28 protein-coding genes and 1 tRNA gene are annotated in these 23,493 nt (G+C 46.2%); 24 read left to right on the top strand and 5 right to left on the bottom strand.

Features of this window, described 5'->3' with window-relative positions; translation table 11 throughout:
* Window positions 1–113: 113 nt before the first annotated feature.
* The 3 genes from NST83_RS25510 (at window position 114) to NST83_RS25500 (ending at window position 2,431) form a co-directional block, all read left to right on the top strand.
* Window positions 114–875: an AAA family ATPase gene (locus NST83_RS25510; RefSeq protein ID WP_025683689.1), complete on the top strand. Its 762-nt coding sequence runs from the start codon at window positions 114–116 to the stop codon at window positions 873–875.
* Complete coding sequence (locus NST83_RS25505) at window positions 868–1,710, top strand: ParB/RepB/Spo0J family partition protein (RefSeq protein WP_137060973.1); 843 nt, start codon at window positions 868–870, stop codon at window positions 1,708–1,710. The genes NST83_RS25510 and NST83_RS25505 overlap by 8 nt, the downstream gene beginning before the upstream one ends.
* Window positions 1,711–1,909: 199 nt before the next feature.
* Window positions 1,910–2,431, top strand: coding sequence for a DUF4446 family protein (locus NST83_RS25500; protein ID WP_342416134.1), 522 nt, complete (start codon window positions 1,910–1,912; stop codon window positions 2,429–2,431).
* On the opposite strand, the gene yyaC is transcribed toward NST83_RS25500, so the two are convergent.
* Complete coding sequence (gene yyaC, locus NST83_RS25495) at window positions 2,385–2,990, bottom strand: spore protease YyaC (protein WP_044648684.1); 606 nt, start codon at window positions 2,988–2,990, stop codon at window positions 2,385–2,387. The genes NST83_RS25500 and yyaC overlap by 47 nt on opposite strands.
* Window positions 2,991–3,300: 310 nt before the next feature.
* Between yyaC and NST83_RS25490 the strand changes: the two genes are divergently transcribed.
* From NST83_RS25490 to NST83_RS25475, 4 genes are all read left to right on the top strand, one after another.
* Window positions 3,301–4,251 carry a mechanosensitive ion channel family protein gene (locus NST83_RS25490; RefSeq protein ID WP_342416133.1) on the top strand — a complete coding sequence of 317 codons (951 nt, stop codon included), beginning with the start codon at window positions 3,301–3,303 and terminating at the stop codon, window positions 4,249–4,251.
* Window positions 4,241–4,465, top strand: coding sequence for a DUF951 domain-containing protein (locus NST83_RS25485; RefSeq protein ID WP_137060969.1), 225 nt, complete (start codon window positions 4,241–4,243; stop codon window positions 4,463–4,465). The genes NST83_RS25490 and NST83_RS25485 overlap by 11 nt, the downstream gene beginning before the upstream one ends.
* A 77-nt stretch (window positions 4,466–4,542) precedes the next feature.
* Window positions 4,543–4,633 (top strand) — tRNA-Ser (locus NST83_RS25480).
* Between the two features lie 163 nt (window positions 4,634–4,796).
* Window positions 4,797–5,195, top strand: coding sequence for a PBECR2 nuclease fold domain-containing protein (locus NST83_RS25475; protein ID WP_342416132.1), 399 nt, complete (start codon window positions 4,797–4,799; stop codon window positions 5,193–5,195).
* A 287-nt stretch (window positions 5,196–5,482) separates the two neighbouring features.
* On the opposite strand, the gene NST83_RS25470 is transcribed toward NST83_RS25475, so the two are convergent.
* Together NST83_RS25470 and NST83_RS25465 are read right to left on the bottom strand one after the other, a co-directional pair.
* Entirely contained in the window at window positions 5,483–5,713 is a 231-nt protein-coding gene (locus NST83_RS25470) for a helix-turn-helix transcriptional regulator (RefSeq protein WP_134911772.1), read from the bottom strand.
* Between the two features lie 168 nt (window positions 5,714–5,881).
* Window positions 5,882–6,112 carry a helix-turn-helix transcriptional regulator gene (locus NST83_RS25465; RefSeq protein ID WP_342416131.1) on the bottom strand — a complete coding sequence of 77 codons (231 nt, stop codon included), beginning with the start codon at window positions 6,110–6,112 and terminating at the stop codon, window positions 5,882–5,884.
* A gap of 153 nt (window positions 6,113–6,265) precedes the next feature.
* On the opposite strand from NST83_RS25465, the gene NST83_RS25460 reads away from it, so the two are divergent.
* Window positions 6,266–6,628 (top strand): hypothetical protein, encoded by a 363-nt coding sequence (locus NST83_RS25460; protein ID WP_342416130.1) that lies wholly within the window; start codon window positions 6,266–6,268, stop codon window positions 6,626–6,628.
* A gap of 78 nt (window positions 6,629–6,706) precedes the next feature.
* On the opposite strand, the gene NST83_RS25455 is transcribed toward NST83_RS25460, so the two are convergent.
* Both NST83_RS25455 and NST83_RS25450 read right to left on the bottom strand, forming a co-directional pair.
* On the bottom strand, window positions 6,707–7,024 hold the full coding sequence (locus NST83_RS25455) for a hypothetical protein (protein ID WP_342416129.1): 318 nt from the start codon (window positions 7,022–7,024) through the stop codon (window positions 6,707–6,709).
* A gap of 366 nt (window positions 7,025–7,390) precedes the next feature.
* On the bottom strand, window positions 7,391–7,585 hold the full coding sequence (locus NST83_RS25450; RefSeq protein ID WP_137060966.1) for a YjzC family protein: 195 nt from the start codon (window positions 7,583–7,585) through the stop codon (window positions 7,391–7,393).
* Between the two features lie 317 nt (window positions 7,586–7,902).
* On the opposite strand from NST83_RS25450, the gene rpsF reads away from it, so the two are divergent.
* The 16 genes from rpsF (at window position 7,903) to dnaB (ending at window position 23,329) form a co-directional block, all read left to right on the top strand.
* Window positions 7,903–8,187 carry a 30S ribosomal protein S6 gene (rpsF, locus tag NST83_RS25445; protein WP_014278989.1) on the top strand — a complete coding sequence of 95 codons (285 nt, stop codon included), beginning with the start codon at window positions 7,903–7,905 and terminating at the stop codon, window positions 8,185–8,187.
* Window positions 8,188–8,236: 49 nt separating this feature from the next.
* Window positions 8,237–8,728: a single-stranded DNA-binding protein gene (ssb, locus tag NST83_RS25440; protein ID WP_013312801.1), complete on the top strand. Its 492-nt coding sequence runs from the start codon at window positions 8,237–8,239 to the stop codon at window positions 8,726–8,728.
* Between the two features lie 21 nt (window positions 8,729–8,749).
* Entirely contained in the window at window positions 8,750–9,022 is a 273-nt protein-coding gene (gene rpsR / locus NST83_RS25435; RefSeq protein ID WP_013312800.1) for a 30S ribosomal protein S18, read from the top strand.
* Between the two features lie 532 nt (window positions 9,023–9,554).
* Window positions 9,555–11,288 (top strand): ABC transporter substrate-binding protein, encoded by a 1,734-nt coding sequence (locus tag NST83_RS25430; RefSeq protein ID WP_342416128.1) that lies wholly within the window; start codon window positions 9,555–9,557, stop codon window positions 11,286–11,288.
* 71 nt (window positions 11,289–11,359) lie between these two features.
* Entirely contained in the window at window positions 11,360–12,322 is a 963-nt protein-coding gene (locus tag NST83_RS25425) for an ABC transporter permease (protein ID WP_342416127.1), read from the top strand.
* 12 nt (window positions 12,323–12,334) lie between these two features.
* Complete coding sequence (opp4C, locus tag NST83_RS25420) at window positions 12,335–13,258, top strand: oligopeptide ABC transporter permease (protein ID WP_342416126.1); 924 nt, start codon at window positions 12,335–12,337, stop codon at window positions 13,256–13,258.
* A gap of 13 nt (window positions 13,259–13,271) precedes the next feature.
* Window positions 13,272–14,255 carry an ABC transporter ATP-binding protein gene (locus tag NST83_RS25415; RefSeq protein ID WP_342416125.1) on the top strand — a complete coding sequence of 328 codons (984 nt, stop codon included), beginning with the start codon at window positions 13,272–13,274 and terminating at the stop codon, window positions 14,253–14,255.
* Window positions 14,252–15,217, top strand: coding sequence for a dipeptide ABC transporter ATP-binding protein (locus NST83_RS25410; protein WP_137060961.1), 966 nt, complete (start codon window positions 14,252–14,254; stop codon window positions 15,215–15,217). Before NST83_RS25415 ends, NST83_RS25410 begins: the two co-directional genes overlap by 4 nt.
* Before the next feature lie 178 nt (window positions 15,218–15,395).
* Complete coding sequence (locus NST83_RS25405) at window positions 15,396–16,337, top strand: D-alanyl-D-alanine carboxypeptidase family protein (protein ID WP_137060960.1); 942 nt, start codon at window positions 15,396–15,398, stop codon at window positions 16,335–16,337.
* A gap of 246 nt (window positions 16,338–16,583) precedes the next feature.
* Window positions 16,584–17,642, top strand: coding sequence for an LCP family protein (locus NST83_RS25400; RefSeq protein WP_342416124.1), 1,059 nt, complete (start codon window positions 16,584–16,586; stop codon window positions 17,640–17,642).
* A gap of 46 nt (window positions 17,643–17,688) precedes the next feature.
* Complete coding sequence (locus NST83_RS25395) at window positions 17,689–18,117, top strand: CBS domain-containing protein (protein WP_342416123.1); 429 nt, start codon at window positions 17,689–17,691, stop codon at window positions 18,115–18,117.
* 185 nt (window positions 18,118–18,302) lie between these two features.
* The gene (locus NST83_RS25390) at window positions 18,303–18,605 is read left to right on the top strand and encodes a MazG-like family protein (RefSeq protein WP_134911781.1); all 303 of its coding nucleotides are present in this window, start codon (window positions 18,303–18,305) and stop codon (window positions 18,603–18,605) included.
* Between the two features lie 5 nt (window positions 18,606–18,610).
* Window positions 18,611–19,528 (top strand): DUF2232 domain-containing protein, encoded by a 918-nt coding sequence (locus NST83_RS25385; protein WP_342416122.1) that lies wholly within the window; start codon window positions 18,611–18,613, stop codon window positions 19,526–19,528.
* Between the two features lie 11 nt (window positions 19,529–19,539).
* On the top strand, window positions 19,540–21,528 hold the full coding sequence (locus NST83_RS25380; protein ID WP_342416121.1) for a DHH family phosphoesterase: 1,989 nt from the start codon (window positions 19,540–19,542) through the stop codon (window positions 21,526–21,528).
* The gene (gene rplI / locus NST83_RS25375) at window positions 21,525–21,968 is read left to right on the top strand and encodes a 50S ribosomal protein L9 (RefSeq protein WP_014278976.1); all 444 of its coding nucleotides are present in this window, start codon (window positions 21,525–21,527) and stop codon (window positions 21,966–21,968) included. Before NST83_RS25380 ends, rplI begins: the two co-directional genes overlap by 4 nt.
* Window positions 21,969–21,970: 2 nt before the next feature.
* Window positions 21,971–23,329: a replicative DNA helicase gene (gene dnaB / locus NST83_RS25370; RefSeq protein WP_014278975.1), complete on the top strand. Its 1,359-nt coding sequence runs from the start codon at window positions 21,971–21,973 to the stop codon at window positions 23,327–23,329.
* The last annotated feature ends 164 nt before the right edge of the window (window positions 23,330–23,493 follow it).

Below are 23,493 nucleotides of genomic sequence, written 5' to 3'. Positions count from 1 at the left end.
TCTATTCTAAAAATTGCCGTTATCCGTAAGCTAATGATGGAGAATCGTCTTACTAAAGGATTTTGCAATAAAGGAATATAGCAGGATTCCGATTAAATTATGAGGTGAATGAAGTGTCGAAAATAATAGCCGTAGCCAATCAAAAGGGCGGAGTGGGCAAAACAACTACTTCCGTGAATTTGGGCGCCGGACTTGCTTCCCTCGGCAAAAGGGTATTGCTCGTGGATATCGACCCCCAAGGTAATACAACCAGCGGTGTGGGTATCAATAAGGCGGATGTGGCCAATTGCATTTATGATGTACTTATTAATGAGGTTGATCCTAGCGAAGCGATTGTCAGTACACAGATTGAGGGATTGGATATTATTCCAGCCACCATTCAGCTGGCAGGAGCGGAAATCGAGCTGGTACCAACCATTTCTCGTGAACTAAGATTAAAAAGATCGCTCCAGCTCGTCAAGCATAAGTATGATTATATATTGATTGATTGCCCTCCATCGCTGGGGATTTTGACACTTAATTCTTTAACAGCTTCTGACTCGGTCATTATTCCCATTCAATGTGAATATTACGCATTGGAAGGTTTAAGTCAGCTACTGAATACTGTACGATTGGTACAAAAACACTTAAATACCTCGCTGCAAATCGAAGGCGTGCTATTGACGATGTTTGACGCCCGCACCAATTTGGGTATTCAGGTGATTGAAGAAGTGAAAAAGTATTTTCAAAGCAAGGTTTATCAAACGATTATCCCACGCAATGTGAGACTCAGTGAAGCACCATCACATGGCCAGTCCATTATTACGTATGATCCCCGCTCCCGTGGGGCAGAGGTATACATTGAGTTGGCAAAGGAAGTGGCATCTTATGAGTAAACGGTTGGGAAAAGGACTGGATGCACTCATTCCCTCCCTTACGGTCAATGATGAGGACAAGGTTGTTGACATTCCGCTTAGCCAGTTGCGTGCAAATCCGTACCAGCCTCGAAAAACGTTTGATGAGGAATCAATTAAAGAACTAGCAGAATCTATTCGTCAGCACGGTGTTATCCAACCTATTATTGCACGTAGTGTATTAAGAGGCTATGAAATTATTGCAGGTGAAAGAAGATTTCGGGCTTCCCAATATTGTGGGAATTCGACGATACCTGTGGTTGTTCGCAATTTTACTGATCAGCAGGTAATGGAAATTGCCCTGATTGAGAATTTGCAGCGTGAAAATCTGAACGCTATGGAAATAGCAGTAGCTTATCAGGGATTAATGGATCAGTTCTCATTAACTCAAGAGGAATTGTCCTTGAAAGTGGGCAAATCGCGCTCTCATATTGCGAATTTTCTTCGTTTGCTTGCATTGCCGGAGGAAGTTAAGGATCATGTTTCACGTGGAACATTATCTATGGGACATGCCAGAGCGATTGTTGGGCTTAAAGATCCAGATATGGTGAAGCAACTGGCAACACAATGTATTGAGCAACAATGGAGTGTTCGGGAACTGGAAGAAGCTGTACAACAGTTGGATCATAAGCTTGGTGAAGCGAAGGCCAAGCCCAAAGTGAGAAAAAAGGACCCTTTTATTGATCATATGGAAGAGTCCTTGCGTGAACGTTTTAAAACGACTGTGAAAATCAAGCATAACAAGGATAAAGGTAAAATCGAATTGAATTATTACAGCCAGCAGGATTTGGAAAGATTACTGGAATTATTACAGTAGTCTATACGAAATAGGACATGTCTCCTTGATCAAAATGGGAAGTGAGATATGTCTTTGCTTTGTCTGAAAATGAAGGAATCAGAATGGTCTAGATGGATAAACTAATAGCCTTCTGTGATTTGTTTCGCTGTTCTCAAAGGTATAAAATAAGAGGTATGCAGTGACATGATTTTTGAGGTAGAGGAGTAGAAGCAAGCATATGGCTGAATTGAACGGACTAATCATGGAACAGCTTGCCGGAATCGTTGCAGGGATTGTGCTCATTTTGCTCATCCTGTTGATTGTTATCATTGTGCAGGGCGCAAAGTTGAAGAAGATGCGGCGAAAGTATGAAACCATGATGGCAGGCAGCGGTGTCGAGAATTTGGAAACGCTGCTGATTGATTTGAAGGTGCAAATGGATACGATTGAGGATGAGCAGGAAGCACATCGTGCAAATATGAAATCTCTACACAGTAAACTGGCTGGCCTGAAGGGACATATAGGTATCAAACGCTATAATGCCTTTGGCGAGCGAGGGAGCGATCTAAGCTTCTCCATGGCTATTGTAGATGACAATCAGGATGGTATCGTATTAACCGGTATTTATAACCGGGATGGCTCTTATGTGTATGCCAAGCCCCTGGAAGCGGGGCAATCATCTTATTCCTTATCCCCTGAAGAGAAAGAAGCTGTTACTCTTGCGCAGCAAGCAGGACGGAACGGTAATGCCACTCCTTAATCGCGGAGTATAAGCTGCCAGCAATGATATCTGATAATTTCATTACCAGATTTAGTCTTGTATTTTGCAATACAAAGTATTCCATAAAGCCGCCGACGTTAACGATTCCTGTCAAATGGATATCGCCGACCGGCGGTAATTCTTTATTTACCCCCGCTCCAGGCTTCAAAGGCCCGTCCGCAACCTGGATGCATCCGACGCTGGAGGTTTGTCCAAGACATGCGTCTATGCCGATGATATAGGGCTGGTCGTACCGGGTGTGTATGCCGTCCAGTGTTGTTTGCAGATTCATAGCATGTACAGGCTCCTCCAGGGTTCCGTAAAGGTGAAAGAGCGGGCTTTTATAACGTGACAACTGGGTACCTACGAGCGGGCCGAGACAGTCTCCAGTAGAACGGTCGGTGCCGATGCAAATAATGACTATATTTTGCAGACTAGGCGCCTGGTGCAAATGGAACAGCAAACGATGGATGATGGCTGATTGGATCCCGGGGTCGGTGTGTGATATTTTTAAGCTAAGGGGTTCTTGCCCCGGAATGAAGTCAGATGGATGAGTCATGGAATCTTCCTTTCGCTCTGTAATGGAGTGTGCAGGTTGCGCCCGCTTTATATACACCGCTAGCTGTTGGCATAGCATTGATCAGAAATGAAAACCAGCAGTATAACTGACTTAGAGAATAATAATTAGCCTGCGGGTAACATTTATTCTCAAGATAGTAGCTAGTATATGGATAAGTGTGGGGTTTTATACTCGGCGAAGTAGATTATTCATAGCAAAATGAATGAAGCCTATAGATGGGCTTATGTAGTAGAAAATAGAATGTGGGAAGCCAGAGGATTAGGTCCCTTGTGTAAGGAGGAGCAACTGAATGACCTTAATGCGTTGGTTGGAGAACAATACAGGGACGGCTGCTGTTGTGAAGGATGCGATGCATTGGAAGGATGTTATATGGGAATGGCTTACTGATAGTTCAATGTGGTCGACCTTGTTGTTTGTGGTTTTGAAGATCGCTATTATTTTCATCATCACACGTATTTTTATTCGGGTTATTAATAAGATTATAGATAAGTCGATGCAGCAAAAGGGAGAGAATGGAAGATTTCGCTTGAATACCAGGCGGCTAACAACCGTTGGAGAACTGCTGAAAAATGTAACTAATATCGTATTCAATTTCATTCTGATTATGCTGGTATTGTCTCAAATGGGCATTAATCTCGGGCCTCTGATTGCCGGAGCTGGAGTGCTTGGATTGGCCGTTGGTTTTGGGGCGCAGAGCTTGGTCAAGGATGTGATTACCGGGTTCTTTATCATTTTCGAGGATCAGTTTGCCGTAGGAGATGTTATTCAGACAGGAACCTTCAAAGGTACAGTAGAAGTGATCGGGCTGCGTACAACCAGGCTGGTGAGCTGGAAAGGGGAGGTTTACATTTTACCTAACGGCTCCATTACAACGGTTACGAACTTTTCCATGTCCAACTCGTTGGCGGTGGTGGATGTACCCATGAAGGCGGAGCGTACTCTGGAGGAAGCTGTTGGCTTGGTAAAACAAGCGATCCATGGAATTGAGGAGTCCAATGTGCAGGTGCTGAATATACCGGATGTTCTGGGGGTTCAGTCCATGACGACATCAGAGTATATTGTGCGTGTTGTGGCGGAGTGCATGCCGAACACAGGGGCTGCGGTAGAACGTGATATTCAGAATAACATCAAGAAGGCACTAGAGGATGAGGAACATCGTCAGAGCGCGCTAGAGACGGCGGTAACCCTTGAGAAGGAAGACGAGCAAGAAAGAAAAGGGGGAGAGAAGGGTGGAGCGTAAGTCGTTTGAACTGGGGGACATTGTGCAGATGAAGAAGCCCCATCCCTGCGGAACGAATGAAATGGAAATTATCCGTATGGGGATGGATATTCGGATCAAATGTGTCGGTTGCCAGCACAGTGTGCTGATTCCGCGTGCCAAGTTCGAAAAGAATATGAAGAAGGTGCTGCGTTCAAAAGCCAACGCTGACGGGCAGCATTCGGAAACGAATTGAGCCGGGGGAGCTGAGTGATTTTGGGCAACGATGAACTTGCATCATGGGCAAAATGATGATATAATAATCCTTGCTGCGGAAAGGTACCCAAGAGGTCTAAGGGGGCTGACTCGAAATCAGTTAGGCGTCGCAAGGCGTGCGTGGGTTCGACTCCCACTCTTTCCGCCACTAACTTCATTCAATAAATAAACCGATCTCTTACGTCTATGGCGTAGGAGATTTTTTGATTTATAGAGAATGCATACAGACCAGTTATCGTATCATGATATGGAAAATTTGGGAGGAGGTTGCCCTCTTTTTGTCGAAGTATAGGGAAAGGGAGGACGTGAACTTGATATACGAGCTAGATTTACATATGACACAAGAGAACATGGTTATAGGCAAGTTAACACAGGAAATAATTGACTTACTCGAATTACCTTATGAAGAAAAAGATATTGTCCTTTGGAAGGGCAGAATTAAATATCTAGAGAAACATCAATCTGATTTTCCTTCGGAGGAAGCTTTCATAAAACATTTAAAGGCAATTCCCTCGGTAATTAAAACACCTGAGTACGTAGGTCTTCACCCCAAAGGGAATAGTATTCAATTTATCAAACGAATTGATGATCTTATGTTAGTAGCAGTCCGTATAAGTCATAATCAAAACTGGGCTTTTCGGTCAGCTTATCCAATCTCACAAGATACATTTAACGCCTATCTTCAGGCTAATACCGTAAAAAAGGTTTGACAATGTGGAATATTTTGTGTATAATTTGGGTAAGTATTAGGAGAGAATTTGTTGCTGAGGTCGGAACAGCCAGCCGACACGCCCTAGTGGTCTTTAAAGAGATGGAGAAGTGGCACTCTCCCTCAACTTATTCTCTACGGATAAACCTCGTCATATTTGGCGGGGTTTTTTATATTTATATTACAAAGGCGTAAGTTCTCGAATGAATTATTTTCGAGAGCTTACGCCTTTTATTTATAAGCTTTTTGGACCACACAAATAAAATTAGACGCGATACCGATATTCATTTACTTATCAGCATCTACATATTCAACTCGTAATAATTTTCCTATATCATCTATATCTAAAACATTAATGATTTTTTCCAATGCCTGTCGGGGGAACATCTTGTTTTTATTTCTGACCATTTCTGAAATGGTAGCTTCTCTAATACCAGTTAGCTCGGCTAATTTCTTTTGTTCCCAACCCTTTTCGCGTAAGAGGTTCTTTAAATCACAGACGAGCAATCGTTGACTCAATGTCTTTCCTCCTTTCTTATTTCACATAACTAAATATATAGAGGATACGAGAAACGTAATAAACGTTGACAATTACGCAAAACGTAATTAAAAGAAGTGTTTATGTATGGATCACGGGGGGAGGGACTGCATATTTCAAGAACTCGGCATAACATAGTTTTTTATTTCCTAATTATAACGTGTGCTCTGTTCTTCATCTATAAGAGTTATTATTTCGCGGATATCTGAAATGTCTAATGCTTTTGCAACTTGTTCAATATGCTTGAAATTAATATTTTCTCTCTTATCGTTTGCCAGTTCAGAAAGTGCTGCTCTGCGGACACCTGTTTTATAGGATAGCTGGTTTAGAGAGATACCCTTACTCTTAATTAACTCGCCAAGCATTATTTTTACTTTCATGTTACACACTCCTGAATTTATTCCAGACAATTAATCATTGTACTCATAAGCGTACGATAAAATCAACAATAACATTATATGTATAAGGGATCAGTTGGTCATAGGAACACTATGTTCTATAAATAGATTGAAAGAGGAGAGGAGATTTTATCTATGGATTCATTAAAACTGGAACAGGCGGCTATGGTGTATGGACCTTATGATCTGCCGCATATGTATGAGATATTCGAGGGAGTTGTTTATGAGGGGTGTTATTTCTTTTATCTCGAAAATGGCGCTTTGTGCTTACGTCATGTACAAAAGGTGGAACAGCCGTATCATACGCACCTTTATGTAGAAGGAGAGTGTGGCGGGCTTCAACTAGCGAGAGGTGTACAGCGTGAAATTACGGAGGTTGTCACGGACATTATTCAGTGCTGGAGAGATAAGAGCGGACTGGCTTTTTTATTCGATGAATTACTTTGTCTGCCGGGGAGGGGAGATATGGAGCTGGACCTTTTGAGGAACAAGGGATGAGTGTTGAGGTGGAATAAAAAAAGAAGATGCCCTTCAACAGTGACAGGTATCAGCTGTTAAAGAACACCCCCTTTGTGGTTATAGCTGGTTCGGCGGGTAGTTATAGCGTTTTGTTTTTTTCGAGCCGGAGATCATCAGTAGGATGGCTGCGATCAGATGGAGAACCCAGCCTACGACGGGGATCCAGGCCAGCAAAGAAGTGAGTACTCCCCATACAGAGCCGTAGATCGCTTCCTGATTGCGTAACGACAGGATGAGTGTTACTGCATGCAGGATAAGCATGAATCCCAGAGCCGAGTAACCGGTCCCCATGACAATAGCTCCTCCTACAATCGGTACGGCAAGCACCAATTCGAATATACCTGATATCCACTTTAATATTCGAGAATAACTCATCTTAAAACCTCCGTAAAAGTAGGTCTTTGTACTTGGATATATTCTAGCAGAAGGAGCCGGATTAATCTGCATTTTACCAGTATATGCAAAAAGTCCGATCATACAACAAAGGAGGACCTCAAAGGTCCTCCATCGTAGGCGATACATTTTTAACAGGATACGATCTGTCCAATCACATCACGAAACTCGGTGTACTGACAAGCAATACCAGTGTTGAAAAGACAGAGTCCTTTTACACAAACCTAACGCTTCTAATGCCCGGAATGGATCTCCTAACAGTTTGTTCGGCTACGTCATCCAACGGAACCACACCTCTCTGTTGTATCGCCTGATTATAATATGGCCCGAATTTCGAGAAAATATACATTAATGAACGCGGGCTTTCGTTTTTTTCTTCCATTTGCGATTATGGTTGGTCGTCTCCGGAAAAGAGTCGCCTCTTTCCAGCGTTACTGACTGCGGATTTTGAATTTCGGTATGAAAGCTTTTTTCGCCCACTTCCATATATACGCCGTCATTTGGGACCTTGTCACCTGGTTCGAATTCGGTTTTTTCACCCATAAGGTTGTTCCTCCTTTACTACATGGATTTGAACTGCAACGGTTATTGTGCGCCGATATGAGCAAAAACATCCGGGAACAAGCACACTGAATGTCAGAAAATCGAGTTCTTTCCTACTATATAGATAAATCTTAGTGTACATATAAAATTGTGAAGAATGGAATGTATGAAGCTTATTAGCTGATTTACATCGCATTGACTCAATTGCAGGTTGCAATCAGTTGCTCGATTTGGTAAACTGTTTTAGTGCGAGTTTAGGCTCGTTCCTTGCTCTCAACCGAGATTGAGGGCCTTATGTCCATAAGGAGGTGTAAAGAATGCGCAAATATGAAGTGATGTACATTATTCGTCCTGACATTGAACAAGAAGCTGTTCAAGCGGCAGTCGATAAATTCCAAGGTATCATCTCCAACGGCGGTGGCGAAATTACGAGTCACGATGTAACTAAACGCCGTCTTGCGTATGAGATTAAGAAATTCCGTGATGGTTCTTTCGTTCTGGTAAACTTCACAGCAGAACCTGCTGTAGTTGCTGAGCTTGAGCGTATCATGAAAATTTCTGACGAAGTAATTCGTTATCTCATTACGAACGACGTAGCTTAATTATTGTACGTGATTATGTAATGAACAACGCTCAAAGGAGGGGATTGGATTGTTGAACCGTGTCATTTTGATCGGTCGTTTGACCAAAGATCCAGAGCTGCGCTATACACCGTCTGGTGTAGCAGTAACCCAGTTCACCCTGGCTGTAGACCGTCCGTTTACGAGTCAAGGCGGCGAACGGGAAGCGGATTTCTTGCCGATCGTAACCTGGCGTCAGCTTGCTGAAACATGCGCTAACTATCTTCGCAAAGGTCGTTTAACGGCTGTTGAAGGCCGTGTTCAGGTACGTAATTATGAGAACAATGAAGGAAAACGTGTATACGTGACTGAAATTGTAGCTGATAATGTGCGTTTCCTGGAATCTAACCGCGATGGCGGTAACGGTGGCGGCAATAGCGGTGGAGCTGCGCGTGAGGAGTCTCCTTTCGGAGGCGGTAACAGCAATAGTGGACGCGGGAATAATAACTCGCGAAACAATCAGGATCCTTTTTCCGATGACGGAAAACCGATCGACATTTCGGATGATGATTTACCATTTTAATTGGGAAAGGACTGACAAAGAATGGGCTTCAGACAAAGAGAAGGCGGAGACGATAACAAAAGACCAGCTCGTCGTGGTGGTCGCAACAAACGTCGTAAAGTATGTTTCTTCACTGTGAACAAAATTACTCACATTGATTATAAAGATACAGACCTGCTTAAAAAATTCATCAGCGAACGTGGAAAAATTCTTCCTCGTCGTGTGACTGGAACAAGCGCGAAATATCAACGTATGTTGACAATTGCGGTTAAACGTTCCCGTCAAATCGCATTGCTTCCTTACACTACTGAATAGTAGTTTGTTGGAAGAGAAAAGAGGCGTTCCCGATTTCGGGGGCGTCTTTTTTATGATATTTCTTGTTGACAACAAGTCCCATGTATTGTAACTTACTAATAATACAATCCATGTTTAACCAGTATGCGTAGCTCAGCTTTTCTAGTCGCATTTGTGATTGTACATTCCCCAACTCGCCAGAGTAAACATATCAGATATCTGATATGTTATTTTATATTACATGAAAATTCATATTATTAGTATTTTTTCTAATATATTTCATAAAATGTACAAAAAATAGATGTTAAGCATTTTTACTTTATACAAAAAAGATATTGACGTGATATTATTTTACACTTAAGATAAGCCTTAATAAAAATATAAAGGTTATTAGCACCTAAATTGACCAAGGGTCTAAAACACGTGTTTACGCTATCATTGGTAACGGTAAGGAGGATGCACAGACTTTATTTTCAAACCTCAAGCTTTAATGAATCAACGCAGAAAAGAGACAGGTGTTAAATAAAAGAACCGACTAAGGGGGATGAACAGAATGGTGCAAACGAAGAAATGGGTTTCTTTGCTTGTGATACTGACGGTCGTTGGTGTATTGTTTGCAGGATGTAGCGGAGGGGCTAATGAAGCGCAGCCGGGCAATACGGAGAATAAAACAGAGGGAAAAGAAGGCAGTGCACAAGTCACAGAGGGTGTAATCAAAGCAAGTGATCTGACGCAAAATCCGCCTGGTGCTACGAACCGGAAGGATAACATTGTGGTAGGTATGGTATCACCTAAAGGGGTATTTAACCCGTTATTCTGGCAAACAACTTACGATCTATATGTAGTCAGAACCGTATTTGATTCCTTTTTACAGGTGAAAGCAGATGGTACATACGAAAATAGCTTGGCTGACAAGATTGATGTGTCGCAGGATGGCTTGAAATATACGTTCCACCTGAAACCAGGTGTGAAGTATAGTGACGGAACGCCAGTAACAGTGAAGGATTATGCTTTTGTCCTGAAGGTACTGCATGATCCGAATTATGATGGAGAAACCGATATTCTGTCCTTCAAAATTAAAGGCGGCAAGGAATATCACGATGGCAAGGCGAATGATATCTCCGGTATTAAAGTTATTGATGATAATACGGTAGAGGTAACCGTTACAGAAGCAACAGCTTATACAAAGGATTTTCTGGGTGAGCAATACTTCATGCCAGAAGCTTATTACGGAAAAGGTTTCAAAAAGGGCAGTCTGGACAGCATCAAGGCGCTTAATAATAAGCCAATCGGCTCCGGGCAGTATGTGTTGAAAAGCTTCTCCCCGGGTCAACAAGTCGTACTTGAAGCCAATCCAAACTACTTCAAGGGCGCACCAAAGGTAAAATCGGTTATTTTCAAAACGACAACAGGAGAAACCAACTTGTCTATGCTGCAAACGGGTGAGACCGATATAGACAATGTTACGGTTACAGAAGATAACGTAGAGGAATTGAAGTCTCTGGGCTTCCTGGACGTGAATATTATGCCGACCAACGGCTACGGATATATTGCATTTAATCACAAAGAAAAGAAATTTCAGGACCCTAAAGTACGCCAAGCTCTGACCATAGGTTTGAACCGGAAGGAGATTGTGGAAGGGGTGTACGGTCCGTATGCAAACGTCATTAACATTCCACAATCTACAGAAGCTTGGTCTTATACAGATGAAGGCATTAACAAATATGAGTTTGATACCGCTAAAGCAAAGGCTTTGCTGGATGAGGCTGGCTGGAAGGTTGGAGCGGACGGTATCCGTGAGAAGGATGGTGAAAAGTTTACCATTAACTTCTCAGCGACTGCGGATAATCCAGTAGTAGAGGCCTTGCTGCCGATTATGTCCAACAACTACAAGGAACTGGGCATTAAGCTGAATTCTGAAACACTGGATTTTAACGCGATTATGGATAAAAAAGATACGGGCAAGTTTGATATGTTCTTTGCCGCCTGGGGATTGACACCTGATCCAGATACAACGGTCTACCTGACGAACGGCTCACAAAATGATGTCGGCTACTCCAATAAAAAGGTCGATGAGCTGACGATTGCGGGTAAAAAGGAATTGAATCAGGAGAAGCGTAAAGTGATCTACAAGGAGCTGTATCAAGAGCTGAACAAGGATTTGCCAGCCATCTTTATGTATCAGCGCAGAGATATGTGGCCAGTTAATGGGCGTGTATCCGGCTTAGAAATTACACCATACAAGGATTTTGAATTCAGTCTGTATAACGCTCAGCTCGCACAATAAGGATTGCCAATCGTATGCTCAGCTCTCACGGGCTGGGCATATCACTTCTTTATTTGTCTGGAGGAATGATTATGAAGCAGTATATTATTCGAAGACTGCTGCAACTCATCCCCACACTCATTGGCATATCCATTATCGTATTTGCGATTTCAGCCATGGTGCCGGGTGATTATATTACAGCCAAGCAGAACCCGAATATGACCGCCGAAAAGGCACAGCAGCTACGACATATCTACGGGTTGGATAAGCCGGAGTACCAACGCTATTTTATATGGGCCGGTAATATGTTGAAGGGGAATATGGGGGACTCATTACAGCATAAGCAGCCAGTAACGAAGGTCATTGGCAATTATGTATGGAACTCTTTTATTATCGCTTTTTTCAGTCTTATTTTTAGCTGGCTGATTGCGGTTGTTGCCGGGGTATTTTCAGCCAAGTTCCAATATTCGCTATTCGATAAGTTCGTTACGTTATTCATATTTTTGTGTATGTCGCTGCCGTCTTTCTTTATCGGTCTTTTGGTGATCAAAATATTCGCACTGGAATGGGGTATCCTTCCAGTTGGAGGCATGACAACTGCAGGGATGGAGTCAGGCTCATGGGCTTATATCGTGGATGTTCTCAAGCATATGTTCCTGCCAACGCTCGTGCTTACGATGCTAAGCACAGGCAGCCTGACGCGGTATTTCCGTACAGGTATGCTGGAGGTTATTCGTCAGGATTATATTCGTACCGCACGCGCTAAAGGCTTGAAGGAACGGACGGTTATTTTCAAGCATGCGTTGCGCAACGCACTAATTCCGGCGATCACGCTGCTTGGCTTTGAGCTGCCGGCTTTATTTGGCGGGGCGATGATTCTGGAAAAGGTATTTGTGTGGCCGGGTGTGGGGCAGGTCTACTTGGAGTCGATCAGTATGCGGGATTATCCGTTTATGCTAGGCTTCACTATTTTCCTGGCGGTCCTTACGCTCATCGGTAATTTGCTCTCGGATGTATTGTATGGCATGGCAGATCCAAGAATTCGCTTGAAGTAGGAGGGATACCTATTGCCCGCAGAAACAGTCACGATTGAAACTAGTCCAAAGGCGGCGATCCGTCCTGAAGCGTCTCCGTGGAGAATCGCCGTTCGCCGTTTTAACCAGAACCATTTGGCTTTGGCCGGACTCATTATACTGATTCTTATGGTGATCATTTGCGCATTTGGACCGATGATTTCACCTTATCATCTGGGTGATTATAAGCTATCTGACAAAAATTTAGCCCCGAATGCCCAGTACTGGCTTGGTACAGATAAGTTTGGCAGAGATATTTTGCTGCGTACAATGCTGGCTGGCCGTATTTCTTTGACGGTGGGACTGGTGGCCACGTTTATTTCAGTCGTGATCGGTGCGACGTTGGGAGCACTGGCAGGTTTCTATCGCAAGGGTGTGGATACGATCATTATGCGGATTGCCGATATTTTTATGGCATTGCCTACCTTGCCGCTGTTGATCATTTTAGGTGCCGTTCTGTCCGATTTGAAGGTTGATCCAGCGAACCGGATTTATTTTCTAATGCTCATTATCGGGATCTTGAGCTGGACGAGCTTGTCTCGTCTGGTCAGGGGGCAAATTCTTACGCTGCGTGAGCAGGAGTTCATGCAGGCTACGGAAGCGCTCGGCTTGAGAGACCGCCGCAAAATATTCCGTCATCTGCTGCCAAATACGATTCCTACGATTATTGTTACGGCTACGCTCGGGGTGGCCGGGGCGATTATCACGGAATCTGCGCTCAGTTACCTGGGGATCGGCGTTGTGCCGCCCACACCTTCGTGGGGAAATATGATTTCGGCTGCGAACAATTTGATCGACTTCCGCAAACGGCCTTGGATATGGGTCCCACCGGGAATGTGTATTTTGATTACGGTTGTAGCGATTAACCTGATTGGCGACGGTTTGCGCGATGCACTGGACCCTAAAATGAAGAAGTAGGAGACGAACGTTTATGGAAAATGCTTTGATTGAATTTCGTAACCTGAAAACCCACTTTCATACCTCCAGCGGAACTGTCAAAGCGGTCAATGACGTCAGTTTTAAAATACGTGAGGGTGAAACGCTCTGTGTGGTAGGAGAATCGGGCTGCGGCAAAAGTGTAACGGCCATGACGATGATGCGGCTGATTGATTCCCCCCATACCTCAGACGGTGAAATCTGGTTTGAGGGCAAAAACCTGTTAACGCTGAATAAAGGTCAGATGCAGCAAATTCGCGGCAATGACATTTCAATTATTTTTCAGGAGCCGATGTCTTCTCTGAATCCCGTGCTTACCATTGGAGAACAGATTACGGAGCCGCTGCTGATGCATACATTAATGAGTAAAAAGGAAGCACGCACCCGGGCGATTGAGCTGATCAATTTGGTGGGTATTTCGCGTTCGGAGGAAATATTTCATTCGTATCCGCATGAACTGAGCGGTGGTATGCGCCAGCGGATCATGATTGCTATCGCATTGAGCTGTAATCCGAAGCTGCTGATTGCGGATGAGCCGACAACGGCGCTGGACGTTACCATTCAGGCGCAAATCCTCGATCTGATGCGAGATTTGAAGGATAAGCTCAAAACGTCCATTATGCTGATTACGCATGATCTAGGTGTTGTGGCGGAAATGGCCGATTATGTGGTCGTCATGTATGCCGGGAACGTGATTGAAGAGGCACCCGTCATTGAGCTGTTCAAGAATCCGCAGCATCCATATACGCAAGGGTTATTGAAGGCGAAGCCTGTCATTAATCAGAAGATTGATCGGCTGTATTCGATCCCTGGTCAGGTTCCCAACCCGATTGAGCTGGAGGAAAACTGTCATTTTCATGATCGGTGTGCGCAATGTATGCAAATCTGTAAGGATCAGGCCCCTCCCCTGCACGAAAAGAAGAACGGTCATAAGGTTGCCTGCTGGCTATATGAGGAAGAAGGAGGGCAACAGGGATGAGCGAGCCTTTAATTCAAGTGGAAGGTCTGAAAAAATATTTCCCGATCACAGGCGGGATTTTTCAGCGTACTGTGGGACATGTGAAAGCGGTCGATGATGTGTCTTTTAACATCCATAAGGGAGAGTCCTTCGGTCTGGTAGGAGAATCCGGTTGTGGCAAAAGCACGATTGGGCGTACGATTCTCAGACTGATGGATAAGACAGAGGGCTCGGTGCGATACAAGGGAGAGGACTTGCACGCGTTAAGCAAGGAGCAGATTCGTGCGCTTCGTCCGAAGCTGCAAATTGTCTTTCAGGACCCTTTTAGCTCATTGAACCCGAGAATTAAGGTGGGCGAAGCCATCGGGGAAGCACTGTTGGATCACGGATTGATTGACCGTAGCAAGCTGCGGAAAAAGGTGAACGAGACGCTGGATATCTGCGGGCTATCCTCCTATCACTATGATCGGTATCCGCATGAGTTCTCTGGTGGTCAGCGGCAGCGGATCGGGATTGCGCGGGCTTTGATTTTGAATCCTGATTTTATCGTGGCTGACGAGCCGGTATCTGCACTTGATGTGTCTATTCAGGCTCAGATCATTAACTTGTTAAGTGATTTGCAGCAGGAACGGCAGTTGACGTATCTGTTCATCTCGCATGATCTGAGTGTGGTCGAGCATCTATGCAGCCGTATCGGTGTGATGTATCTAGGCTCGATGGTGGAGCTGGCTTCCAAAGAGGAGCTGTTCCGCAATCCGCTTCATCCGTATACGAAGGCGCTGCTGTCGGCGGTTCCCATTCCCGATCCAACGATCAAGAGACAACGAATTGTACTAAAAGGGGACATTCCTTCCCCGGCAAATCCGCCGTCAGGCTGCAAGTTCCATACACGTTGTCCTATGGCGGAGGCCCGTTGTAAAACGGAAATTCCGGCGTATCGGGATGCGGGCGATCAGCATTTTGTGGCCTGTCATTTTGCCTAGAACGATAGTAGAAAGCCTTTTTGAATCATTTGATTTATAAAAATCTGTCAGCCTGCAAGCAGGAATTGGCGGGTTTTTTTCTGTGGAGTGGAAAAGACAAAAAAATTACATCTTTTTTTCGAAAAGTTGCAGACAAAATGGATTTTTCATCGTCTAATAAAGTATGGGGGTTATTACGATGATGAAAAAATACTGGTTACGTTGGGCTATTGTGGTCCCGGTACTTATTATATTGATTTTTATTACACTTGGACCAAGGCTGTTGGTCGGTAAGCCGGATGTGGATGCAGGAGCCGCGGTGCTGATGGACATGCAGACGGGAGAATTGTTGATGGATGTGAATGGCGATACGCCTATGCCTTCCGCAAATATGTCCAAGCTCATGACTGAGCTGCTGGTGCTGGAGGATATTCGTGCCGGGCGTTTAGGCTGGAATGATGAAGTGAAAATCAGTCGTTACGCAAGTACGGTGGGTGGTGTAAATCTGTCACTCCGGTATGGTGAAAGGCTGACGGTGTCCGAACTGTTCCAGAGCATGGTTGTGTATTCGGCTAATGACGCGGCTGTGGCACTGGCGGAGCGCTCGGCGGGCAATGAACCGGCTTTTGTGAAGCGTATGAACGACAAGGCGGCTAAGATTGGATTGACGTCCTACAGCCGATTCAGCAATGCATCAGGAGCGGGGCAGAGTGAGCTGGGTCCTAACCATCCCGAGAATATTCGGGGAGAAACGCAAATGACGGCAAGCGATACGGCGAAGCTGGCCTCCTACCTGATTACGTCGCATCCGGAGATTTTGAGAACGTCGAGTCGTACACAGATGGAATTGAAGGATAAGGGCATCTATATTAGTAATACGAACTGGATGCTGCCTTCCTTGGCGGGACCCTACTCTTACGCAGGAACGGATGGGCTGAAAGCGGGATACACCAGCGATGCGGGATATTGCTTCACCGGCACAGCCGAACAGCATGGCAGAAGGCTGGTAGCTGTGGTGCTGGGGGCGCCGAGCAAGGAGGAACGCTTCGAGCAGACACGGAAGCTGTTCGACTATGGTTTCGCTCTGTTCACCTCTTTTCCCGTAAGGGTGCAGAATTTAGTGAAGCTGGCTCCGCGCTAAGGTAAGGAACGATTTTAAAAGCTACTTAGGATACTGGCTATAACATCAAGCAAGGCTTTGACCGTGAGGGGAAGCCTTTTTTTGCGTGGATGTGGTGACGAGGGTCTGACTACGTACGACATGGCACTTTTGACAACAAGGTAGCAGACCTTTTATGCTGTGGGGGGAAGTTTCCGCTTCATAAGAGCCAAATTCGGTTTAATGAAGAGATGGGATTTATCGACGTAAAGAAGGAAGGAAACTGTTATGGAGCGAAGACATAGGAGAAGGACAGGCGGCAAGCCCAAGAATAAAAAAAGGTTTACCGCTCTATATATTTCATGTATTGTTTTGTTTCTGATTGCGGTGGGAGGATATCTGTTCCGTAAACAGCTAACGCTGGTGGCCTTTGACTGGTTTGTATCTCCGACGTTGGAGAGCAAGCTGGAGAAGTCCTTTCAGCCGCGCCAGTCGGAGGGACAGAAGCAGTCGGAGCCGGTTGCTTATCGGAAAGAGCCGTTTTCGGTGCTGCTGCTCGGTACGGACCAAAGGCCGAACGAGAAGGCGCGTGGCCGCTCGGATACGGTTATTTATGCGGCTGTACGGCCTGCGGAATCGCGTGTGCTTCTGGTTTCCCTTCCAAGGGATACGTATGTCCAGATTGTCGGACATGATCCAAATCATGACGGTGAGGATGATTTTGATAAGTTGGGGCATGCTTATGCGTTCGGAGGCGAGGATATGTCCATAGCTACGGTAGAGAAGCTGATGGAGCATAAGGCCGATTATTATGCTACGATTAATTTTCAGGGTATTCAGGATGCTGTAAATGCGGTGGGTGGGGTTGAGCTTCCCATCGATAAGCCGATTGAGAATAAAAATCCGCTGCATATCAAGTTCCGCATCGAGGCGGGCAAGCCGCTTTATAATGGTGAAGAAGCGATGTATTATGTTAGATATAGGGAAGACAGCGACTTTAACCGTACCAAACGGCAGCAAATTTTTCTGAATGCAATGGCAGATAAGCTGCTGAATATCAACGGGATTTCCAAGCTTCCGGAGCTGCTCGATATTATGGGAGCCAATTTCAAGACGGATATGGAGCCTACTTTTATTACAGGGCTTGGCAAGCAGGTCATTTCGCAGAGTCAACCACAGATTTCGAGCTTTACGATTACGGGGGAAGGTTTCAAGAAGAAGGGCCTGTATTATGACCGAGCCAATGAAAAGGAACTCGAATATGCCAGACTCATGATCGCAAACTGGCTGGATTCCGGCACAACCCCGCAGACGCTGAAGCTTCCCGACAAGCAGGACATTCAGTGAGTAATCATTTGATTTTACAATTGATCTTGAGGGGGATTCTTTTCTCATGAATATCGCTTTTTTCTTGCTTCCCAAACAAGAGGTTGCTTTTGTAATGGCGGATGCAACTTTACGGCAAACGTTGGAGCGAATGGAGTATCACCGTTTCACGGCGGTTCCGATTTTGGATAAGGAAGGTAGATATACCGGCACGGTTACAGAGGGTGATCTGCTGTGGCATATGAAAGAATCTGAGGGGAAGATCACCTTTGAAAACGCTTCGAAGTTTATGCTCAAGGACGTCCCGCTTCGGGTTTCAATAAAGCCGGTGTCCATTGATGCCAATATGGAGGATCTAATTAATTTGGCTAAGGTGCAGAACTTTGTACCTGTTGTGGATGATATGGAACGGTTTATCGGCATTGTCCGCCGTAGCCAGATTATTGAATATTGTGAAAAATTCGTGTCCAGAGAATCGCTTAACCCGTCATCTTAAAGCAAGCAGTGTAGCTGCGCAGAACAATAATGCTACGGACAGCAGTGGTGAAAAAGAGCTTAAAGTAAGCAGGCATAGCTGCGCTGAAAATAACGATTTACCCTATGGGGTAACAGTTATTTTCAGAATAGGATATGCTATAATGGAGAATAAAGCTTTTTCAGAGGGGTGTGACTCTTCATCATATGCCTAAAGAACTGGATGTAGTTAAACGAGCCAAGGTGATTGAATGGCTCAAAACTGAGGTGCTTGAACAGGTATCCCGTCTGTTTAAAGCGATGTGGGAAGGCAGTACAGCCCGCATTGGCGATTGTCTGGCGAGTCTGATGATGAGCAGTTATATTTTGGGAAGACGTCTTGGGGTGTCTTATCGTGAATTGGATGATCTCCTCATCGACAAGCTAAGAAAGCACAGAAAAGAAGGACACCAGCTGGAGGATTGGTATCAGGACATATCCGCACTGGAAGAACATATGCGTAAGAGGTGAAAACTTTGAAATTCCGCTTGGCAACTGTAGCATGGAGCGTTATTTATTTGCTGCTGCTGCTGTCTCTATTGACACCCTTAAGAATCTTTACCGTATTTTTGCTGATTGTGCCTGGCGCTGTATTGTTTTCATCGCTGCCTTTCAAGGGATTTCTGATTCATGTCATACCGGTGCTGTTGATTATAGCGCTACAAGATGTATATTTGCTGCTTCCCGCGATTTATTTTCTAATCCCCGCATTGTTGATGGGACGGGTTTATAAAAAGGGAGCATCTGCTTTTCAGGCACTGATGACCGGAACGGGTGTGGTTTTAGCCGAGTTGTTGGTTGTACTGCTCATCGCTACGTATACCTTCGGGTTTGATCTTTCCCAGTATCTTCGTGATCAGGCTGCTATATCGGCAAATCTGGTACAGCAAATCTTAAATGGAAATGCGATGCTTCCAGGCATGAATTGGACAGCAGAAGATACACAGAGACTCGGCACGATGATGATTGGCAAAGTTCCATATGTGCTGATCCTGACCTCATTTTTACTGGCTGTGATCACGCACGCTCTGACGCGTCCGGCATTGAGTAGCCTGGATGTGCCTGTACGCAAAATGAAGCCTGCTCGGGAATGGAGACTGCCACGAGCGCTCATCTGGTATTACCTGCTGGCGATTGTGTTTGAGTGGATAGCTATGTCCTCTGACAGCAGTTGGGTTCAGGCGGTTTCTGTTAGTATGTTGCCGCTGATCCATGCGTGCTTTATTATCCAGACGATCGGCTTCATTCACTTCTGGACACATAGCCGTAACATGAGACCTGTCATCGCGGTGCTGCTGTCGATTGTCGTTCTGGTGTTCCAACCGCTACGCATTATCGGTATTATTGATTTGGCCTTTCCGCTGCGTGAAGCTATTACAAGATCAAAGAAATAGGGTGAACAGTCATGCCTAAATTTCTACAAAAACGCTGGCACGGCTATCATACTGTCTGGGCGTTTTTACTGCTGCTGGTGCTTGTCATATGTATTTCCATGTATAACTGGGAACTGGGTGTGATGGGACTGCTGCTGTCATTCTTGCTCGGCGGGCTGATGCTGAAGACGGAATTGGATTTCCGTCGGGAACTGAATCAATATATCAGCGGCCTTTCCTTTCGCATCAAGCGGGTGGAAGGGGAAGCGGTCAGCTCACTGCCGTTCGGCATCATTTTATACAGCGAAAATCGAACGGTAGAATGGCACAATCGGTTTGCTGGGGAAATGTTCGAGGACCAATCACTGATAGGCGAGCCGCTCCAGGACCTTTTTCCCCAGCTGGCAGGGGCTTTGGGTGCCAAAAAGGAAACGAAGGAGCTTGTTCGTGAGCTAAAGGTAGAGCTACAGCATGATGAGCGCTATTATCAGTTCCTCATCGTGCTGGATGAGCGTCTGATTTATTTGTATGAAGTAACGGAGCTGGCGGTGCTGCGCAAGCAGTATGAGAACGAGCGGCTGGCGCTCGGCATCGTTATGCTTGATAATATGGATGAAGCTGCTCAGGGAATGGACGATCAGCAGCGTACCGCGCTTATTGCAAAGGTGTCGAGCGAGATCACAGCATGGGCGAACCAGTACAATATTTATTTGCGCCGTTTGTCATCCGAGCGCTATCTCATCATGCTGAATCACAAGGCGCTTCAGGAGCTGGAGCAAAGTCGATTCGTTATTCTGGATACGGTGCGGGAAATGACGGCCGATTTGAAAGTGCCGATGACACTGAGCATCGGTTTGTCCTTCGGCGCGGAGAGCATCAAGGAGCTGGGTGAGCTGGCTCAGTCCAGTCTGGATATGGCGCTCGGACGGGGGGGCGACCAGGCGGCGGTGAAGGCCGGACAGCGTCTATCTTTTTACGGCGGCAAGTCCAATGCTGTCGAAAAGCGTACACGGGTGCGCGCGCGGGTCATTGCGCATGCGCTGCGCGACCTGATGCAGGAGAGCGACCGCGTGCTGATCATGGGGCACAAAATACCGGACATGGATGCACTGGGAGCAGCCATCGGGGTGTGGAAGGCGGCAGCGCTCTACAACGTAGAGGCGCACATCGTGCTGGATAAATCCAATCCGTCCATCGACCGGATGATGGAGCAGGTGAACAAGGACGAGAATCTGTCGGCAGCGCTCATGACGCCGGAGCAGTCGCTCCAACTGATGACTGAGCACAGCCTGCTGGTCGTGGTGGATACGCACAAGGCCTCGATGACGATTGAGCCCAAATTGGTGCAGACGGCGAGCAGGGTGGTCGTTGTAGACCATCATCGTCGGGGCGAGGAGTTTATTAACGACTCTGTTTTGATTTATTTGGAGCCGTATGCGTCGTCGACTTGTGAACTGGTGACAGAGCTGCTGCAATATATTCATGAGAAGGTTCAACTGACGCCGCTGGAGGCGACATCGCTGCTTGCGGGGATTACGGTGGATACCAAGCATTTTTCCTTGCATACAGGCTCGCGGACGTTTGAGGCTGCCGGTTTTTTGCGGCGTAGCGGGGCGGATACAGTGATGATCCAGCGCTTGTTAAAAGAGGACCTGGATGAATATATTGCTAAGGCGGAAATTATTAAGCATGCTAAAATGATATATGGGCACATCGCGCTTGCGGTGACAGAGCCCGGACAGAAGATACCGCAGCTCCTGATTGCTCAGGTGGCGGATTCATTACTCAATATGACGGATGTACTGGCCTCTTTTGTGGTCAGTGAACGTCCTGACGGCCTGGTGGGGATCAGCGCCCGATCACTCGGACGCATGAACGTACAGGTCGTCATGGAACGGCTAGGCGGCGGAGGACATCTGACGAATGCGGCGGTTCAGCTGGATTGTCCGCTGGAGGAAGCCAAACGCAGAGTGGTCGACGTGCTGGCCGAAATTGATGGGGAAGAGGGGTTATTTGAATGAGAGTGATTTTTATTAAAGATATGAAGGGCCAAGGCAAGAAGGGTCAAATTAAGGAAGTATCGGACGGGTACGCAGCGAATTTCCTGCTGCCGCGCGGTATTGCCCGCCCGGCGACGGAAGGGAATATGAAGACGCTGGAGAACCAGAACGCTGCTGAGGAAAAGCGCAAGCAAGAAGAAAAGGAAGAGGCGCAGGCACTCGGCAAAAAGCTGGAATCCACAACTGTTCAGCTTAAAGCAAAAGCTGGTGAAGGCGGTCGACTGTTCGGCGCAATTACAAGCAAGCAAATCGCGGAAGCGGTCGCTGCAACGGGGATTAAGCTGGACAAACGCAAAATCGAGCTGGAAGAACCGATTCGTACGTTGGGCGTGACTCAAATGACCGTTAAGCTTCATCCTGAGGTCAAAGCTACGCTGAAGGTACAGGTGACCGAAGAATAATTATGGGCGGCGAATTTTTCGATCGGATTCCTCCGCAAAATCTGGAGGCAGAACAGGCGGTTATCGGGTCCATTTTGCTCCAGTCCGAAGCACTGATTACAGCGATGGAGCGGGTGCAGACCGAGGATTTTTACGATAAGGCTCACCAGATGATTTACGAAGCGATGATTGAGCTGGGTGAATCTGGACAGCCGATAGACTTGGTTACACTGACCTCGAAAATTCAGGACAAGGGTCAGCTGGAGGATATCGGGGGCGTCAGCTATCTGGCGAAGCTGGCTCACGGGGTGCCGACAGCGGCCAACGTGGATTACTACGCTCAGATTATTGAAGAAAAGGCGATGCTCCGCCGATTGATTCGTGCAGCCACGCAGATTGTGAGCGAAGGCTATAGCGGCGGCGAGGACGTCGCTGGTATGCTGAGCGATGCCGAGCGCAAGATTATGGAGATCTCCAACGGACGCTCGGGCAGCGGTTTTATTGCCATCCGCGATGTCGTGATGGAAGTGTTCGATCGGGTCGAACTGCTGCATCAGAACAAGGGTAATACGACCGGGATTCCGTCCGGCTTTGTTGATTTGGACAAGATGACAGCGGGTTTCCAGCGCAATGATCTAATCATTGTGGCAGCCCGTCCATCCGTGGGTAAAACGGCGTTCGCCCTGAATATTGCGCAAAACGTTGCAGTTCGGGCAAAGGAGACGGTTGCTATCTTCAGTCTGGAAATGTCGGCGGCCCAGCTCGTTCAGCGGATGATCTGCGCCGAGGCCAATCTGGACGCGAACGTCATGCGGACAGGTGATTTTAAAGGCGACGACGATTGGGCGAAGCTGACGATGGGCATTGCGGCCTTGTCGGAGGCTGAAATCTATATCGATGATACGCCCGGTATTACGGTTGCGGATATCCGTGCCAAGTGCCGTCGTCTCAAGACGGAAAAGGGACTCGGCATGATTGTGATCGACTACTTGCAGCTTATTCATGGGCGCGGGAAGTCGGGCGAGAATCGGCAGCAGGAGGTATCCGAAATTTCACGGACCTTGAAGCAAATTGCCCGTGAGCTGGAAGTGCCTGTCATCGCCCTTTCCCAGCTAAGCCGGGGTGTAGAGCAGCGTCAGGACAAGCGACCGATGATGAGTGACTTGCGGGAATCTGGTTCCATTGAGCAGGATGCTGATATCGTCGCGTTTCTGTACCGGGATGATTACTATAATCAGGAAACGGAAAAGAAAAATATTATTGAGATTATCATTGCCAAGCAGCGTAACGGCCCGGTCGGTACGGTAGAGCTGGTGTTTCTCAAAAATTATAATAAATTCGCCAATTACGAGCGCGCTCATTCGGATGCATTCGCTGGCTAGCGGAATGATATATTTGAAAAAAGGCTCTTTCGACGCGGTTCCGCGATGTCGAAGGGGCCTTTTACACACGGTATTCATATGTTTTCATATAAGGACCGAAACTCTCAATTACGAACAATACTATTTTCATGTGATATAATGTTCGCTTTTTATTTGACTTTGAA

Source organism: Paenibacillus sp. FSL R10-2782 (genome assembly GCF_038592985.1).
Lineage (GTDB): Bacteria > Bacillota > Bacilli > Paenibacillales > Paenibacillaceae > Paenibacillus > Paenibacillus terrae_C.
This window is presented reverse-complemented; position numbering and strand designations above follow the sequence as displayed.